This window comes from Chryseobacterium sp. HNCC26DJ239 (assembly GCF_057180445.1).
Map to the genome: position 1 here is coordinate 157,847 of NZ_JBXUGJ010000003.1, position 16,837 is coordinate 174,683.

Here is a 16,837-nt window from a genome sequence, read left to right on the forward strand (position 1 = left end):
TAGACATGAAAAAAAATCTTTTTTTTATCGCAGTCGTATTTCTTGGTGGTTTTACGATTGCACAGAAATACTCCTCGAAAACAGGAAAAGTTTCATTTGAAGCTTCGGTTCCTATGTTTGAAGATGTATCTGCACAAGATAATTCTAATGTGGTGATTCTAAATTCTGATAACGGAGAAATAGCTTCTGTTTCTAGCGTAAAGAACTTCAAGTTTACCAATAGTTTAATGCAAGAGCATTTTAACGAAAGCTATGCTGAAACAAATAAATATCCTAAAGCTACTTTTAAAGGAAAGGTTACTAATTTCGATAAAACTAAACTTTCTAATGCTGCAAAATATACCATTCAAGGAACGCTTAATTTTCATGGGGTAGATCATGCTGTAACCTCTTCTGCAACCATATATTCGAAAGATGGCAAAATCTATATGAAAGGAACTTTTGTTGCAAAAACGGCAGATTACAAAGTAACCATCCCAAAAATGGTTACCAAAAAAGTTGCTGAAAACGTAAATGTTGAATACGATTATACCTTGGTAAAACAATGAAAAAACTACTATTATTATTCAGTATGATGCTTGTAACGCCTTTGTTTAAAAGTCAGAAAAGCGTTTATGATATTGCGAGAACAGGTACAGTTCAAGAACTGAAAGATCTGATGTCTCATGACAAAGAAGTAATTAATACACCGAATGAGCAAGGTTTTTCACCCCTTATTTTGGCGTGCTATCGAGGGAATACCGAAGTGGCAGAATTTCTTATTAACAACGTAAAAGATATTAATTATAAAAGCAATGAGGGAACAGCTTTGGCGGGTTTATCAATTCGTTATAACAAAGATTTGGTTCTTGCTTTACTAAAGAAAAAAGCAGATCCCAATATTGCAGATGCGAACGGTACAACTCCTTTAATCTGGGCTACAAAAACAGGAAACGAAGAGTTGGTAAAATTGCTCCTAGAGTACAAAGCAGATCCGGAAAAGGCAGATAATTTAGGTTTTAAACCTTTCGAATATGCCATGAAATCTGGAAAGACAAACATCATCAACCTTCTAAAAAAGAATTAATATGAAAAGGAAAATTTTATCTATAATTACACTATTGGCAACCAATATTTTTGCGTTTGCACAATACAGTTCCGGGGCTTTATTTGCTGTTGGAAGCACAGGAGTTTCTGTTAAATTAGAAACAACTCCAACTATGGTTCGTTTAACTTTGGCAGGGCCAAGTAATTCTTATTTAGCTTTGGGAGCAGGAAGTAGTGGTATGGCATCTGGAGCAGATGGCTTTATTTATAGTTCGGCGTCTACAACAGATTATTTTTTCAATGGAGTAGGAGTAACGCCTTCTGCAGACGCAGCGCAAGACTGGACAATCAGTTCAAATACTGTTTCTGGAAGCACAAGAACAATTGTAGCAACCAGAAGTTTAAGTGGTGGTGTGGGAGATACCCCAATTCCAAATGCAGCAGGAAATATTGATGTCTTTGTTGCAAGAGGAAATGGTTCGTTGTCACTTGGTTATCATAGTGGTTTTAGAGATTATGCTACGCTTCCTATGTCTTTCAGTGCGGCATTGGCTACGGATGAAGCCGCCGTTTTAACGAAAGCTCAGATTTATCCAAATCCTTCCACCGGAATTTTCAAATTTACCAATGCGAAAGATATTAAAGCAGTTCATATCTACGAAACAAACGGCAGAAAAGTGCAAACTGTTACATTGGGAAATGTTGATAGTATTGATTTAAAAGATCAACCTTCCGGAACGTATTACCTCGAAATTCAAATGAAGAATGGAGAAGTAAAATTCGATAAGGTGATTAAAGAATAACATAATAATTTTAGGATTGTAAACCGGCTCTTATTTTTAAGTAGCCGGTTTTTTTTTTGCAATCGTGGGAAAAATAGAATTTTAAGTTTATTTAAAACATAAATTTATCCTCAAAAGCATTTAGATATTACCTTTGCTAAAATTATTTTTTGATGAAACGAATTTTTTCAGTTTTAATATTGGCTTTTTCGGTTTTTTCTTTTGCGCAGAATGCGGTTTCAGATACGGCGCAAGTTGTGGTTTCTGGAAGAAAAAATAGTGTGGAAGCTCAAACAAAACCTTATGTAATTATGATTTCCGCGGATGGTTTCCGCTATGATTACATTAAAAAATATCAAGCAAAACATCTTTCTGACTTGGGAAATCTAGGGGTTCATGCTAAAGCGATGCTTCCGAGTTATCCGAGTATTACGTTTCCTAATCATTGGAGTTTAATTACTGGTTTGTATCCTTCTCACCACGGTTTGGTTGATAATTATTTTTATGATTATCAGAAAAAACAAAGCTATGCGATGAGCAAAAAAGAAAACGCCGAAGACGGAAATTGGTACGGCGGAACGCCACTTTGGGCTTTAGCAGAAAAACAGGGAATGCTTTCTGCATCTTTGCAATGGGTAGGTTCTGCAAGTGAAGCAGGCGGAGCAACACCTACTTATTATTATCATTATCACGAAAAATTTTCGCCCGCAGAAAAAGTAGAAAAAGTGATGAATTGGCTGAAGCTTCCCGAAGAAAAAAGACCTCATTTTATTTCTTTATATTTTCCTGAAGTAGATGCAGCAGGACATCATTTTGGTCCTGATTCGAAAGAGACTGAAACAGCCGTTCATCTTGTTGATGATGCGATTGGAGAATTGGTGCAGAAAGTCAATGGTTTAGGGTTGAAAAATGTAAATTTTGTCTTTGTTTCAGATCATGGGATGATTCAAGTTGATGGAGGAAATCCGCTTGAAGTTCCTGCGCTGCTTTTAGATAAATCGAGGTTCGATTTGTATAATTCTCAAACTTTGTTAAGGGTTTATGTGAAAAATTCTGATGAGGTAAAAACCGTTTTTAAACAATTAAAACAAGAAAAAAATAGCGATTATGATGTTTATTTAGATAAAAAGCTTCCGAAATACTTGCATTTTGCGACAAGAGACGACCGTTACCACAGGATTGGGCAGATTCTTTTAGTTCCAAAAGCTCCGAAAGTTTTCTTGTTTAAAGATCAAAAAACGTCAAAAGGAAAACACGGTTACGACCCGCGAATTGTCCCTGAAATGAAAGCTACTTTCTTTGCTTGGGGAGATTCTTTCAACCATAATCAAGAAATTGATGAGTTTGAAAATGTAAATGTCTATCCGCTCATTACGGAAATTTTAGGCTTAAAAATCGACCAAAAGATTGACGGTAAATTAAAGGTTTTAAAGACTGTTTTGAGAAAATAATTTGAAAAGTTTTAAAACAGAGTAGGGTAAAACCCTATCGATATTGATGATAAAAAGTTTCGGCGAGCCTTTGGCTCGCCGAAACTATATTGTAAATTGTATGTCGTAGAAACGCTAAAAATTAATTCTTTTTTCCTGCAGCTTGCATTGGGTTTACTCTTCCGTTGCTTGCGCCTCTTGCATTTCCTTTTTGGTTTTGCTTGAATAATTGGAATTTAGAAACTTCCGCTTTTCCATTGTCTGCGCTCCAGAAATTGTTGTCTGTATCAATATCTGCAGTTTCTCTCAATGGATCCAGCTGAATAGATTTTACTTTTTTATCGAAATAGAAAGTTTTAGAAGCTTTTTGCTCATTTTGTCTCCAAATTTGCGCCGATGTTTTGTCTTTTAATGTAGAACCATCTTCAAAAGTGAATTCTAAAATAATTGGCATTACCAAACCTCCTTTGTTGGCAAAATCAATTTGATAAGCGGTAATGTTTTTCAGTCTTTCTTTATCGTTTTTGTCTAAAGCAGCAGTACCTTCAGATTTAGACGTGTATTCTTTATCTGTATTTACTTTTTCTTGTCCACGATCGTATCTGTAGTAGAAATCTTGAAGTTCCTTGTCTTTTTCTACCTCAAAAGTGATGCTTTTATCTTCGCGGTTTCTCATTTTAGAGATGTCGTCGTATTTATTTTGAATTGGTGCATCTACTTTATATTTCGTTTCCGAAGTTTCTCTTGGTTTTGTTTCAAAATCTGGCGTTGCAATCGTTACTTTTTCAATAGCAATATCTACAGGGTCTGTTCCGTAGAACCAACCTCTCCAGAACCAATCTAAATCTTCACCACTTGCATCTTCCATTGTTCTAAAGAAATCTGCAGGTTCAGGATGTTTAAACGCCCATCTTTTCGCATAGGTTTTAAAAGCTTTGTCGAAAAGCTCTCTTCCCATAATCGTTTCACGAAGAATATTAAGACCTGTTGCAGGTTTTGCGTAAGCATTCGGTCCAAACTGAATAATGTTTTCAGAATTGCTCATAATAGGCTCTAATTGGTCTTTTGGAAGCTTCATGTAATCTACAATCGTCCAAGCTGGTCCTCTTCTTGAAGGGAATTTATTGTCCCATTTTTCTTCCGTTAAATATTCTGTGAACGTATTTAAACCTTCATCCATCCAGCTCCATTGTCTTTCGTCTGAATTAATAATCATTGGGAAGAAGTTATGACCAACTTCATGGATAATTACGCCAATCATTCCGTTTTTGATGGCTTCAGAATAGGTTCCGTCTTTTTCTGTTCTTCCATAGTTGAAGCAAATCATAGGATATTCCATTCCGTTAGAAGCTTCAATAGATTGTGCTACTGGATAAGGATAGGGAACGGTAAATTCTGAATAAGTTTTAATGGTATGTGCAACGGCTTTTGTAGAGAATTTTCTGTACAATCCGTAAGCTTCTTTTGGATAAAAGCTCATCGCCATTACTTTGTTGTTGTTTTCAGGAATTGTAACTCTCATCCCGTCCCAAACAAATTTTCTTGAAGACGTCCAAGCGAAATCTCTCACGTCTTTAGCTTCAAAAACCCAAGTTTTTCTTTGTTTTGAATGATTTTTCTCTGCTTTTTTAGCTTCATCTAAAGTTACAATTTCTACAGGCTCAGAAGCGTTTTCCGCTTTTTGATATCTAGAATATTGCTCTGCCGTTAAAACCTGACTGTAATTTTTACATTCACCCGTTCCTCCCACAACGTGGTCTGCAGGAACGTTCATCGATACTTTAAAATCACCAAAAACTAAAGCAAATTCTCCTCTTCCGGTAAATTGATGATTTTGCCATCCTTGGAAATCGCTGTAAACACACATTCTAGGATACCATTGTGTGATGGTGTAAAGGTCGTTTCCTTCTTCAGGGAAGTTTTCATAACCGCCTCTTCCGCCCATTTGCATACGATTGGCAATGTTGTAATTCCAGTCTATTTTGAATACAAATTTTTCACCTTTCTTTAAAACTTTAGGCAAATCTATTCGCATCATGGTTTTGTTTACCGTGTATTTTAAAGGATTTCCAGCGGCGTCGGTTACTTTATCTAAATTTACTCCGTAACCATTATCTTTTGCTGGGATTTCAGAAACTTTTAAATTTTGCTCATTCGTTGCTTTTGGAAGGGTAGAAGAGAATTCGTAATTCGCTTTTTTGATGCTAGATTGTTGGTTTTCATCAAGTTGTAACCAGATGTAATCTAAATCGTCTGGAGAATTATTGTAATAAGTTACAGTTTCTGAACCTTTTAAATTTCTTTTGTCTTCATCCAAATAAGCAGAAATGTCGTAATCTGCTCTGTTTTGCCAGTATCCTTGTCCTGGAGCTCCAGAAGCAGTTCTGTAAATGTTTGGAGTGGGTAAAATACCACCTAATTGTTCAAATTTATTTCCGTGATTGCTTCCCGGGTTATTTTGAATATTTTGTGCAAAGGTAACCGAGTACACTAAAGCGGCAACCGCAGTTATTTTAAATTTCATAGGGTATGAATTAAGAATCGGTAAATATAATGATAAGTAAGTGTGTAATCAATAAAAATTACTTAGAAAGGCAACCTTTCAAGTGTCATTTTTAATGAAAGCGCGAAAACTCCCGATGAAACAAAGAGAATCCAGTCTTTTTTGTTGACTTTAAATAGGTTAAGAAGTATAATCAATAGAAGCAAAATACCAAAAACGATCGCAATTTGACCTAATTCCAGACCGATATTGAAACCCAAAAGGGGCAAAGCAATGCTTTGGCTTTTCGCAATCATTACTCTGGCTGTATTTGCAAACCCCATTCCGTGGATTAAACCAAAAAATAAAGCGAGATAATAATTGGTTTTGTTTTGGGACGCTTTTTTATTTTTCGTTAAAATATTTCCTAGCGAAGTAATGACAATGGTAAGCGGAATTAAAAACTCTACCCAAGCCGAAGGAACTCTCACAATATCTAAAATACTTAGCGCCAAAGTTACAGAATGCCCAATCGTAAAAGCCGTTACTAAAACTAAAATTTTCTTCCAATCGCTATAAGAATATACGGCGATTAAAGCCAAAACAAAGAGTTGATGGTCTAAAGCGTCTAGAGAAATAATGTGTTCCCAACCCAAGTTGAGATAAAATAAGAAATCCTGCATTCTGTAGTTCAATTTTTATAGGCAGCGATTATACGGAATTTATTTTAACTTTGTGTAAATTTTAGGGTTATGATTGTCAATATTGAGTTAGAAAATAAAGAAGATTTTGCTTTTATAAAACAACTTTTAGAGAAGATAAAAGGTGTAAAATCTGTTTCTGTGGAGAATGATTATCAACAAAATGATACTGTACCACAACATGTTTTGGAGGCTATTGAAAAATATGGTGAATCTCTTAAACCTGATGACATGATTTCGAAAGAAGAGTTTTTTGCTAATGCAAGAAAAAAAGTATGCGAGTCTTATTCTCGAAAGTAGCCAACGAATCATATCTTGATATTATTGAATTTCTTTCTGTAATGTGGACGGAAAGGGAAATTGAAATTTTTATCAGAGATGTTGAGCAAATCGTTGATGAATTAGAAACGAATAAATTTAAAAAGTATCAAAAATTTTCAGATAATACATATTCAGCGCTCATCGGAAAAAAGCATGTAAGAATGTTTTTTAGAAAAGAAAACGATAATTTGATAAAAGTATTATTATTTTTTGATGTAAGACAAAACCCTGAAAAAATTCTAGAACTCCTCAAATGAAATCATTATCATCTCTTTTTTTTATTTTAATTTTTAGTTTTTTTGCCTTTTCATTTACTGAAAAACATCCTTATCATGTAGGTTCTGTAGAAATTAATCATAACGGAAGCTCGAAAACTTTCGAAGTTACCGGTCGTTTTTTTATGGATGATTTGGAAAAAGCTTTAGAAAAAAAATACGGAAAAGCATATCATTTTAACGATGCTAAATACAAAAACGAACTTAATGAAGTTCTAAAAAATTACAGCGCAGAATACTTTAAGCTAAAAGCTGACGGAAAGTTTTTGAAAGTAAATTTTGTAGGTTACGAAGAAGACCATGAATCTGTTAATATTTATTTGGAATCAGAAGCTGTTGCAAAACCTAAAAAAGTAGAAGCAGCGGTAAGTTTTTTATATAATTATTTTGATGACCAAATCAATATCGTCCATTTGATTGTTGGCGGAAATAGAAAAAGTGAAAAACTTAGTTATCCGAATCGCTACACTTTCGGGATTTTTTAAATTTCTATGACATAAATAAAATACGGCGCAACCTTTGGTCGCGCCGTATTCAGTTTGTAATTTTTCTATTTTTAAGGATAAACTTCTTTAAATTTTTCAATAAGATTATCTAGATTGTGTCTTTGCACAAAAACCGTTTTCACCTCTTCATATCTTGGAGATTTGTAAAAAACTTCGTGAAAATCCATACTTCCGTTTCCTACTTTAACAATTTTTGTCACGTCGATTTTAAGTTTTTTCAATTCATCTCTAAAGATTTGAAACTCGTCTTGTATATTTTTCATTTTATATAGTGAATTAGTTAAAAAATTATCTTTATTTATCAAACACCCTACCAAAATAGGAGGTGTGCTCTTTAAATCTCGAATAAAGTTAATAAAAAAAATAAATAAAATGATATTATTTGATAATAAATTCTATTTTTTTTTAAATAGGTTTTAACGTAATGGTGAATTTGGTGTGAATTTCTGTTGTTTCTTTTTTTTGGAATATTTTTTTTTCATTAAACAAATAAAAAATCTGCCCTAAGAATAGAGCAGATTTTCAATATTTAATAAGTTGGTTGACTTAAGATTTATTAAGTTCATCCACTTCAATTTCATGTTTCAATTGAGCTTTGTACAAAGTGGCGTAATATCCGTTTTTGTCTAGCAATTCTAGATGTTTTCCTTCTTCTACGATTTTTCCGTGCTCCATCACGATAATTTTATCGGCTTTTTCGATGGTAGAAAGTCGGTGAGCGATGATAATTGAAGTTCTGTTTTTAGTAATTTTTTCTGTCGCTCTTTGGATAAGTTTCTCGCTTTCATGGTCGATAGACGAGGTGGCTTCATCGAGAATTAAAATTTTAGGATCAGATAAATAAGCTCTCAAAAATGATAAAAGCTGTCTTTGTCCTAAAGAAATGGAAGAGCCTCTTTCACTCACTACATATTCGTATCCACCGGGAAGTTGCTCGATAAATTCGTCTACTTCAATGTCTTTTGCAACGCTTTTTATCTTTTCTAGAGTGATGCTTTCATCGCCAAACGCAAGGTTTTCGAAAATACTTCCGTGGAAAAGAAAAACATCCTGTAAAACCACACCAATATGGCTTCTCAGGTTGTAAAGTTCATAGTCTTTTAGATTGACATCATCGATGAAAATTTCTCCGGAATTAATGTCGTACAATCTCGTAATTAAGCTGATAATCGTAGATTTTCCGGCTCCGGTTGCGCCAACAATGGCAACGGTTTCTCCGGGATTTACTTTAAAATCGATTCCTTTTAAAACTTCCTGCTTTTCGTCGTAAGAAAAACGAACGTCTTTGAACTCAATTTTACCATCAAAATGGTCTTTTGAAATTTTTCCGGTATTGGTCATGGCAAAATCCTCATCCATTAAACCTAAAACACGTTCTGCGCCAACGATTCCGCGCTGAATATTGTTAAATCTATCCGCAATTTGTCGCAAAGGTCGAATCAACATTGAAATATACTGTATAAATGCAATTACAACTCCCGCACTGATGGTAATGTAACCTCCGTAAAAAAGTATAAAACCAATAAAAAGTGAAGAAATAAGCTCTACAACAGGGAAAAATAAAGAGAAAATGAAAACTGTTCTTAGTAAAGCCGCTTTTAAAGTGATGTTGATGTCGTCAAATTTTTTGAATTCAGATTGTTGTCTGTTAAAAACCTGAATAATAGACATTCCCGCCAATCTTTCTTGCACGAAAGAGTTTTGGTTTGAAGTCCAGTTTCTCTCGTCTCCAAAGGCTTTTTTCAATCTTTTTTGGAAGAATCTTGTAATTAAAACCATTAATGGAAGAATTGCCAAAGAAATGTAACTTAAATGTACATCTGTCTTGAACATCATCACCAAAACGAAAATAATTCTCAAAATATCGCCAAAAACCATCAAAAAACCGTCTGTATAAACTGTTGCAATGGTTTCTACATCTCCTACAGCTCTTGTAACTAGTTGCCCGATTGGTGTTTTATCAAAAAAAGAAGTTTTAAAATAAATCAGTTTATGATACAATCTTTCTCTGATGTCTCGTATTACGTTTTGCGAAATGAAATTCGAAAAGTACACCAAAAAGAAATTCAAAATGGTTTCTGCGAAAACAAGCCCAACAAGCATGTAAACATGCTTCATCATCATGGCTTTGTCGTGAAGTTTGGTAATATCATTATCTACCACCTGCATCGTAAGATACGGTCGGTACGTAGAGACAATAGATAAAAGAACAGAAATTATAAGGGTGAATATAAACCAGGAACGAAATTTCATCCCAATAAAGAAAAGCCTCTTTACAATTCCCCAAGTATCTTGGTTTTTCATTATAAGTTTTGAACTAAAAAGAATGATTTTAAAATTCTATGCAAAAATAAGGTTTTAAAATTTTACCAACTTTAATTTAAGTTCAAATCCTTAATAGATATTATCTAATCTTACTTTTTTGCTGCACCGAATTTTTACGTAAAGGTTGTGTTTTAAAAATGAAAAAACTGAATTGGTTTCGCAAGATTTGAAAATACTACTTCATAAAATTAAATTTTGATTAAAGTTGTAAATTTTTAATAAACAGTGATTTGATGAGATTTTTCTTGCGTTGTTGTAAACTAAATGCGAATTTGTTTTAGAATTGAGTAACATTTAGTTTAATTCTCAGGTATTTATTTTAATCAATAGAGTCGTGGTTTTATCCAGAATATATTTTTAAATTTTGGCTAAAGCCAAATCAATGCATTGTCCTTAAAAAATGGGCTAAAGCCCATTCCTATTGGTTTTTTTCACTTATTCTTATTTATCGAACTCAGGTTTGCGATGGAAATTTAAAACTCATAACCCACATCAACAAGGTACAAACCATGAGCAGGAGCAGAAGTTCCTGCGGAATTTCGGTGTTTGTCTTCGATAATTTTTCTTAAATCTTCAGGTTGAATTTTCCCGGAACCAATTTCTACCATTGTTCCCACAATGGCTCTTACCATATTTCTTAAAAAACGATTCGCTGAAACTGTAAATTTTAGTTCGCTTCCGTTTTGCTCCCAAAATGCTTTGTACATTTTGCAGATATTGGTTTTATTGTCGGTTTTTAACTTGGCAAAACTTGTAAAATCTTCGTATTCGAAAAGAATTTTGCAGGCTTCATTCATTTTTTCGATGTCTAAAGATTTTTTCCAATGTTGCCATGCAGATTCCTGTGTGAAAGGATTTTTGTCTAAAGAAATATAATATTCGTACGTTCTGTAGGTTGCATCAAATCTTGCGTGGAAATCTTCCTTCACAGGAAAAATTTGTTTGATAGAAATGTCTGGCGGAAGAAAACTGTTTAATCTTCTCGGAAGATTTTCATCGATCACTTTTTCGGTGTCGAAATGGGCGTAAATTTTCTTGGCGTGTACTCCGGTGTCTGTTCGGCCAGCTCCGGTGGTTTTAATTTCTTCTCTTAATAAAGTTGAAAGAGCTTTTTCCAACTCTTCTTGCACAGAAATGGCATCCGGCTGTATTTGATACCCGAAATAGTTTTTGCCATTGTATGAAAATTCTATAAAATACCTCACGCTAAAAAATAATTCCGCAAAATTAGATTAAATTAATTAAAAATTTGTTGAAAAGTCTTCTGTAAATTAGATAAAATACCTTACAAAATTTATATTTTTGCAGGTGTATGAAAAGATGGTATCTCTATCCTTTTTCTTTGGGTTATAAAGTAGTAACCGGTACAAGGAATACTCTTTACGATCTGGGGATTTTTAAATCTACGAAGTTCAGAACACCCGTCATTAATGTCGGTAATCTTTCTGTGGGCGGAAGCGGAAAATCTCCTATGGTGATGTATCTTGCCAAAAGTTTATCTAAACAATATCGTACCGGAGTACTTTCGCGAGGTTATGGAAGATTGACGAAAGGCTATGCTGTAACCAATTACGAAAGTAATTATAAAACGGTAGGAGACGAGGCGATGCAACTTTTTGAGAGGTTCAAAAACAGATTTGTAATTGCTGTTTCTGAAAAACGAGTTCCTGGAGCTCAAAAGGTAATCGAAGATATGGATTTGGATGTTCTTATTCTTGATGATGCTTTTCAGCACAGAGCAATTAAAGCAGGTTTCAATATTTTGATGACCGATTTTAATGATCCTTATTTTAAAGATTATTTGCTTCCTGCAGGAGATTTAAGAGAATCTCGAAATGGGGCAAAACGGGCAGATATTATTATGGTAAGCAAATGTCCGGATGAATTAACAGAAGAAACCAAGCAGTATTACATCTCCAGAATTAGACCAGAGAGAGGTCAAAAAGTATTTTTCTCATCAATTGGCTATGATGAAAATATTTATGGTAGAGAAAAAATGCTTCCAGATAATAATTTAAATTATTACGATATTCTGCTTATTACTGGTATTGCGAATCCTAAACCATTATTGCAGCATTTGGCGAAATTTTCGCAACGAGTAAAGCATTTGAAGTTTAGAGATCATCATAATTTTACAGATGACGACATCAAAAAAATTATTGCGGAATACAAAAAAATGGGCGAGTATAAACTTATTCTTACCACAGAAAAAGATTATGTACGTCTTAAAACCTTTGATTATTTAAGAGATGTTGCGTATTATTGGCCAATAAATGTGGTAATCGACAGAAAAGACGAGTTCAACGAGATTATTGCAGATTATATTAGAAGAAACTAGTATAAAAAAACAAAATTTATTTACACATGAGTATGAGACAGTTTTTTAGCATCATCACCATTTCATTATTTTCTTTGGCTTGTTCTCAGAAAATGCCCGAAGTTTCTAAGACTAAATTTTCTAAAGAAGCTTTAGCGCAAAAGTTGGAAGATGAAGTTGGTAAATCTGTTACGATTCAGCAAGTTTTAAGTCAGCATAAAGGTAAAATTTTGGTAATTGATTTTTGGGCTGGTTGGTGCAGAGATTGTTTAAATGCAATGCCAAAAGCAAAAGAGCTTGAAGAAAGAAATCCAGACATCGATTTCGTGTTTTTTTCGCTAGAAAGATCAAAAGAAAGTTTTGATAGAAGCTTAGAAAAGTACAATATGAAAGACAAAGAAAACTATTGGTTTTCTTCTGGTTGGAAAAACGATTTTAATAATTATATAGAACTTAACTGGATTCCGAGATATATGGTGATCGATCAAAAATCTCACATTGCAAAATATTACGCAATTTCTCCCGAAGATCCAGAAATTCAATCTACTATTGATAAGTTGAAATAAACAAAACCTTGAGTTGAGGTGGATTGAAAATTGCTCATCTCAAATCTCAAACATCAAATTTCAAATCCAGAAATATGGATTTTCCTTTTCCTTTACGCAAAATAATTCATGTAGATATGGATGCTTTTTATGCTTCTGTAGAGCAGCATGATAATCCTGCACTGCGAGGAAAACCTATTGCTGTAGGAGGAGGTCATCGAGGCGTAGTTTCTGCGGCAAGCTACGAAGCCCGGAAATTTGGTGTTCGTTCTGCAATGCCAAGTAAAACGGCAAAAGAAAAATGTCCGCATCTTATATTTGTTCCGCCACGTTTTGCTAGATATAAAGAGATTTCAAAGAAAATCAGAGAGATTTTTTATCAATATACCGATCTTGTAGAGCCACTTTCTTTAGACGAAGCTTATCTTGACGTTACCGAAAACAAAAAAAATATTGAATCTGCCAATCAAATAGCGAGAGAAATCCGTAAAAAGATTTTTGATGAAACGGGTTTAACGGCTTCGGCGGGAATTTCAATCAACAAGTTTTTAGCAAAAGTTGCTTCAGATATTAATAAACCCAACGGACAGAAAACCATTCATCCCGAAAAAGTTGAAGATTTTTTAATGGAACTTCCCGTTGAAAAATTTTATGGCGTAGGTAAAGTTACCGCCAATAAAATGTTCAGCCTCGGAATTTACAAAGGCAAAGACATCAAAAAAAGAAGCATTGAAGATTTAACGAGAATGTTCGGGAAATCTGGTTCATATTATTATAATGTAGTTCGTGGGATTCATCTTTCTGAAGTAAAACCACACAGAATTCAGAAAAGTGTGGCTGTAGAGCGTACTTTTTTTGAAGATCTTTTTGATCAACAACAGATTGATGAAAAACTAGAAAATTTAAGCGAAGAGCTTCATCAAAGACTGCAAAAGAATTCTATTTTAGGCCGTACTTTAACCTTAAAAATTAAGTATAAAGATTTTTCGTTATTCACAAGAAGTGTAACCCAAGAAGAGTATTTTTCTTCTGCGGAAGAATATTTTAATGTTGGGAAAAAACTCTGGGAACTTCGCCCATTCGATAAAGCGGTACGATTATTGGGTCTATCTGTTTCTCATCTCAATACTGAAGAAAAAAAACAAGTTTCAGTTCAGTTGAAAATTCCTTTTGAAGAATTTAAAGACGGGTTTCGTTAAAGTAAATTTTATCTCCGAAATCTAGTTTTGAATTTTTTTATGGGTAAGGTTACAATTATAAATAGCTTATCAAATCTTTAGCGTATGAAAAACTCTACTATGATTCAATATTTCCATTGGTATTCTGAAGGCGAAGGGAAATTATGGAAAGAAGCTCAAAAAAACGCAGATTATCTCGCCGAATTAGGGATTACTTCTGTTTGGTTTCCTCCTGCTTATAAAGGAACAAATGGCGGTTATTCTGTGGGATATGATGCTTATGATTTGTATGATCTGGGCGAATTTGATCAAAAAAATACTATTCCTACCAAATACGGAAGTAAAGAAGATTATCAAAACGCTATCAAAGCTTTAAAAGAAAAAAATATTGAAATTATTGTAGATATTGTTCTTGGCCACAAAGCTGGAGGAGACGAATTAGAAACTTTTAAAGCAGTAAAAGTAGATGAAAACAATAGAGATAAAAAGATTTCAGATGTTTTTGATATTCAGTCTTATACTAAATTTACTTTTCCGGGAAGAGGCAAAAAATATTCTGATTTTGAATGGAATTTCACCTGTTTCAGCGGGGTAGATTATGCGGAAGGTTTAGATTCTCACATTTTTAAAATTCAGTCTGAATACGGCGACGATTGGGAAGAAATGATTGATGATGAAAAAGGAAATTACGATTATCTAATGTACAACGACATGGAGCACCGAAATCCTCACGTGCGTGAAGAATTGAATACATGGGCGAAATGGTATTTTGATCAAACTGATTTTGATGGAGTTCGTTTGGATGCGTTGAAGCATATTTCATTTGATTTTTATAAAGAATGGCTACAATTGCTTCGTTCGAATACGGGCAAAAATATATTTGCTGTCGGAGAATATTGGGCTCCAGGTTATTTGAATCTCTTGCAAAAGTACATCGATGTTACCGAAGGAACTATGAGTTTATTCGACAGTTCTTTGCATCATAATTTTCATACCGCCTCCAATGAAGGAGATTCTTACGATTTACGAAGAATTTTTGATGAAACTCTTACACAGGCAGATCCGCTACATTCGGTGAGTTTGGTGGATAATCACGATACACAACCGCTTCAAGACTTGGAAGCGCCTGTTGAAGAGTGGTTTAAACCTTTAGCTTATGCATTAATTTTACTTCGAAAAGATGGGTATCCGTGCATTTTTTATCCAGATTTATTCGCAGCGAGCTATAAAGATCATGGAAAAGACGGTAATGAATACGAGATTTTCCTCAATAAGGTTGATGGAATTGAAGGTCTTTTAAAAGCCAGAAAAGATTTTGCCTACGGCGAACAAAAAGACTATTTTGAAGATGCCAATTGCTTAGGTTGGACTCGTCTTGGTGATGAAGAACATTCAGGTTGTGCGGTGGTTTTAAGCAATAAAGATCAATATGAAAAACCGATGGAAATGGGCGAAAAATATATCGGAAAAACCTTTTACGATGTTCTCGGAAGATTTGAAGATAAAGTAACGATTGACGAAAATGGTTGGGGAAATTTTCTTGTTCCTGCCGGAAATGTAAGTGTTTGGATTGCGGAAGAATAATTTTCAACTAAAAAAAATTGAAAATCCTTAAATGAATTACTATTTAATCTTTTCAATTTCCAAAATTTCTGATCTTTCTTCTGGCGGAAGAATTTTTCCTGTTCTCGCAAACTCTGCCCAAGTTGCACGGATTTTTTTTCCGTTTTCAAAAATATAATTCCAAGGGACGTTTTGTAAGAGTTCAGCTTCTTTCCATGCTTTTTCATTGGCGAAAATTAAAGGTAGATCAAAACAATGCGAAGCTCCAATAAAATGATTATCTAAAGTAGATTTAATGTTGTATAAATGAATTTTTCCGCCACCTTCAGTATAATTTCTTGCGAAAACTTTTGCAGGATTTCTGTAGATAGAATCGGTGGTAACTTTTACAATTTTATCAAGAATTTTCTCATGAAGATAGGTGTAAAAACCTTCTTGTGCTGTTTTTACATAGAAAGCGGTTTCATCGTGGTTAAACCCCATTAAAACATCAATTTTTGAAGCATTTTCTTTCCATTTTGCTAACGTTTTGTTTTCTGCTGGAAGCGGGTCGTGACCATATTTTAAACAAAAAGGCATGGCTGCTTTTAAACCATATCTAAAACTCGACGGAAGAAAACTTTGGTAAGAATCTACCATTTTCAAAACATCAGTTTCGTTTTTCAAAAAATCGGTTTTTCTGAAAAGTTCAGTATACATTTTTTCTCTGTTTAAACGAAAACCAAGCGGCGCGCTTTGAATGATAACTCTTTGGAAAAGATTTTCAATTTCATCAGAAAGAAGTAGATGTGTAATGGCATCGCCACCGGAAGATTGTCCGAAAAGTGTAATGTTTTCGGGGTTTCCTCCAAAATCGTGAATGTACTTTTTAATCCATTGTAGAGCAGTTATAATATCGAACAAGCCTAAATTGGCAGGTCTTTCATCATTTCCGCCTAAAAAACCAAACAAACCCAATCGATAGGAAACAGAAACCACAATAATATTTTGTTCCTTTACCCAAACCGAAGGATCTGAAGTGGGTAAGTCTCCGCAACCTAACTCGTAAGAACCGCCATGAATCCAAACGACAACGGGAAGATGAGTTTCAGCTAAATTTTCTGGTCGTGTAATTGTAAGAAATTGGGTAGATTCTTCCGCTTGAAATTGATCAACATCTGTTTTTCCTATCAATCTTTCCAAATGCGGACTTATTTTTTGGGGACAGACCGGTGTCTTTTCTGAGGGATATATTTCTGCATGTTCTAAAATTTCCGGCTTTTTGAATCGTTCAGATTTTGCATAGCGAATGCTTTTAATTTTGAAAACACCATTTTCATTGAAACCTAAGTATTTTCCTACAGAAGTGGTAAAAGTATAACTGTGAATAGGGTGATTGGAACTCAT

General features: G+C 34.1%; 17 protein-coding genes. 11 read left to right on the plus strand and 6 right to left on the minus strand.

The genetic code is table 11. The features are described 5' to 3' along the window. Positions 1 to 5: 5 nt before the first annotated feature. The 4 genes from AC2A1D_RS07410 to AC2A1D_RS07425 all read left to right on the plus strand — a co-directional run bounded on the left by AC2A1D_RS07410 (position 6) and on the right by AC2A1D_RS07425 (position 3,259). The gene (locus tag AC2A1D_RS07410) at positions 6 to 548 is read left to right on the plus strand and encodes a YceI family protein (protein ID WP_484042995.1); all 543 of its coding nucleotides are present in this window, start codon (positions 6 to 8) and stop codon (positions 546 to 548) included. Continuing rightward, complete coding sequence (locus AC2A1D_RS07415) at positions 545 to 1,066, plus strand: ankyrin repeat domain-containing protein (RefSeq protein WP_484042996.1); 522 nt, start codon at positions 545 to 547, stop codon at positions 1,064 to 1,066. The genes AC2A1D_RS07410 and AC2A1D_RS07415 overlap by 4 nt, the downstream gene beginning before the upstream one ends. Before the next feature lies 1 nt (position 1,067). Continuing rightward, positions 1,068 to 1,829, plus strand: coding sequence for a T9SS type A sorting domain-containing protein (locus AC2A1D_RS07420; RefSeq protein ID WP_484042997.1), 762 nt, complete (start codon positions 1,068 to 1,070; stop codon positions 1,827 to 1,829). Between the two features lie 152 nt (positions 1,830 to 1,981). Then, on the plus strand, positions 1,982 to 3,259 hold the full coding sequence (locus tag AC2A1D_RS07425) for an alkaline phosphatase family protein (RefSeq protein WP_484042998.1): 1,278 nt from the start codon (positions 1,982 to 1,984) through the stop codon (positions 3,257 to 3,259). 121 nt (positions 3,260 to 3,380) lie between these two features. Here AC2A1D_RS07425 and AC2A1D_RS07430 read toward each other — a convergent pair whose 3' ends face one another. After that, complete coding sequence (locus AC2A1D_RS07430) at positions 3,381 to 5,762, minus strand: M1 family metallopeptidase (RefSeq protein ID WP_484042999.1); 2,382 nt, start codon at positions 5,760 to 5,762, stop codon at positions 3,381 to 3,383. Between the two features lie 62 nt (positions 5,763 to 5,824). Continuing rightward, complete coding sequence (locus AC2A1D_RS07435) at positions 5,825 to 6,403, minus strand: HupE/UreJ family protein (RefSeq protein WP_484043000.1); 579 nt, start codon at positions 6,401 to 6,403, stop codon at positions 5,825 to 5,827. A 69-nt stretch (positions 6,404 to 6,472) separates the two neighbouring features. Between AC2A1D_RS07435 and AC2A1D_RS07440 the strand changes: the two genes are divergently transcribed. The 3 genes from AC2A1D_RS07440 to AC2A1D_RS07450 are packed head-to-tail and all read left to right on the plus strand — an operon-like array spanning position 6,473 to position 7,502. Beyond that, the gene (locus AC2A1D_RS07440; protein ID WP_484043001.1) at positions 6,473 to 6,721 is read left to right on the plus strand and encodes a hypothetical protein; all 249 of its coding nucleotides are present in this window, start codon (positions 6,473 to 6,475) and stop codon (positions 6,719 to 6,721) included. Continuing rightward, positions 6,697 to 6,999 (plus strand): hypothetical protein, encoded by a 303-nt coding sequence (locus tag AC2A1D_RS07445; RefSeq protein WP_484043002.1) that lies wholly within the window; start codon positions 6,697 to 6,699, stop codon positions 6,997 to 6,999. Before AC2A1D_RS07440 ends, AC2A1D_RS07445 begins: the two co-directional genes overlap by 25 nt. Further along, positions 6,996 to 7,502, plus strand: coding sequence for a DUF6702 family protein (locus tag AC2A1D_RS07450; protein ID WP_484043003.1), 507 nt, complete (start codon positions 6,996 to 6,998; stop codon positions 7,500 to 7,502). The genes AC2A1D_RS07445 and AC2A1D_RS07450 overlap by 4 nt, the downstream gene beginning before the upstream one ends. A gap of 71 nt (positions 7,503 to 7,573) precedes the next feature. Here AC2A1D_RS07450 and AC2A1D_RS07455 read toward each other — a convergent pair whose 3' ends face one another. The 3 genes from AC2A1D_RS07455 to truA form a co-directional block, all read right to left on the minus strand. After that, positions 7,574 to 7,786, minus strand: coding sequence for a hypothetical protein (locus tag AC2A1D_RS07455; protein WP_484043004.1), 213 nt, complete (start codon positions 7,784 to 7,786; stop codon positions 7,574 to 7,576). Between the two features lie 283 nt (positions 7,787 to 8,069). Continuing rightward, positions 8,070 to 9,827, minus strand: a complete 1,758-nt coding sequence (locus AC2A1D_RS07460) for an ABC transporter ATP-binding protein (protein ID WP_484043005.1) — start codon at positions 9,825 to 9,827, stop codon at positions 8,070 to 8,072. Between the two features lie 494 nt (positions 9,828 to 10,321). Further along, positions 10,322 to 11,053: a tRNA pseudouridine(38-40) synthase TruA gene (gene truA, locus AC2A1D_RS07465; protein ID WP_484043006.1), complete on the minus strand. Its 732-nt coding sequence runs from the start codon at positions 11,051 to 11,053 to the stop codon at positions 10,322 to 10,324. Positions 11,054 to 11,160: 107 nt separating this feature from the next. Here truA and lpxK point away from each other — a divergent pair, with 107 nt between their 5' ends. The 4 genes from lpxK to AC2A1D_RS07485 all read left to right on the plus strand — a co-directional run bounded on the left by lpxK (position 11,161) and on the right by AC2A1D_RS07485 (position 15,472). Continuing rightward, positions 11,161 to 12,186, plus strand: coding sequence for a tetraacyldisaccharide 4'-kinase (gene lpxK / locus AC2A1D_RS07470; RefSeq protein ID WP_484043007.1), 1,026 nt, complete (start codon positions 11,161 to 11,163; stop codon positions 12,184 to 12,186). A 32-nt stretch (positions 12,187 to 12,218) separates the two neighbouring features. Then, the gene (locus tag AC2A1D_RS07475; protein ID WP_484043326.1) at positions 12,219 to 12,731 is read left to right on the plus strand and encodes a TlpA family protein disulfide reductase; all 513 of its coding nucleotides are present in this window, start codon (positions 12,219 to 12,221) and stop codon (positions 12,729 to 12,731) included. 74 nt (positions 12,732 to 12,805) lie between these two features. Then, on the plus strand, positions 12,806 to 13,909 hold the full coding sequence (gene dinB / locus AC2A1D_RS07480) for a DNA polymerase IV (RefSeq protein ID WP_484043008.1): 1,104 nt from the start codon (positions 12,806 to 12,808) through the stop codon (positions 13,907 to 13,909). 84 nt (positions 13,910 to 13,993) lie between these two features. Further along, positions 13,994 to 15,472: an alpha-amylase gene (locus AC2A1D_RS07485; protein ID WP_484043009.1), complete on the plus strand. Its 1,479-nt coding sequence runs from the start codon at positions 13,994 to 13,996 to the stop codon at positions 15,470 to 15,472. Between the two features lie 39 nt (positions 15,473 to 15,511). On the opposite strand, the gene AC2A1D_RS07490 is transcribed toward AC2A1D_RS07485, so the two are convergent. Next, a complete protein-coding gene (locus AC2A1D_RS07490; protein ID WP_484043010.1) occupies positions 15,512 to 16,837 on the minus strand; it encodes a carboxylesterase family protein in 1,326 nt (441 codons plus the stop codon).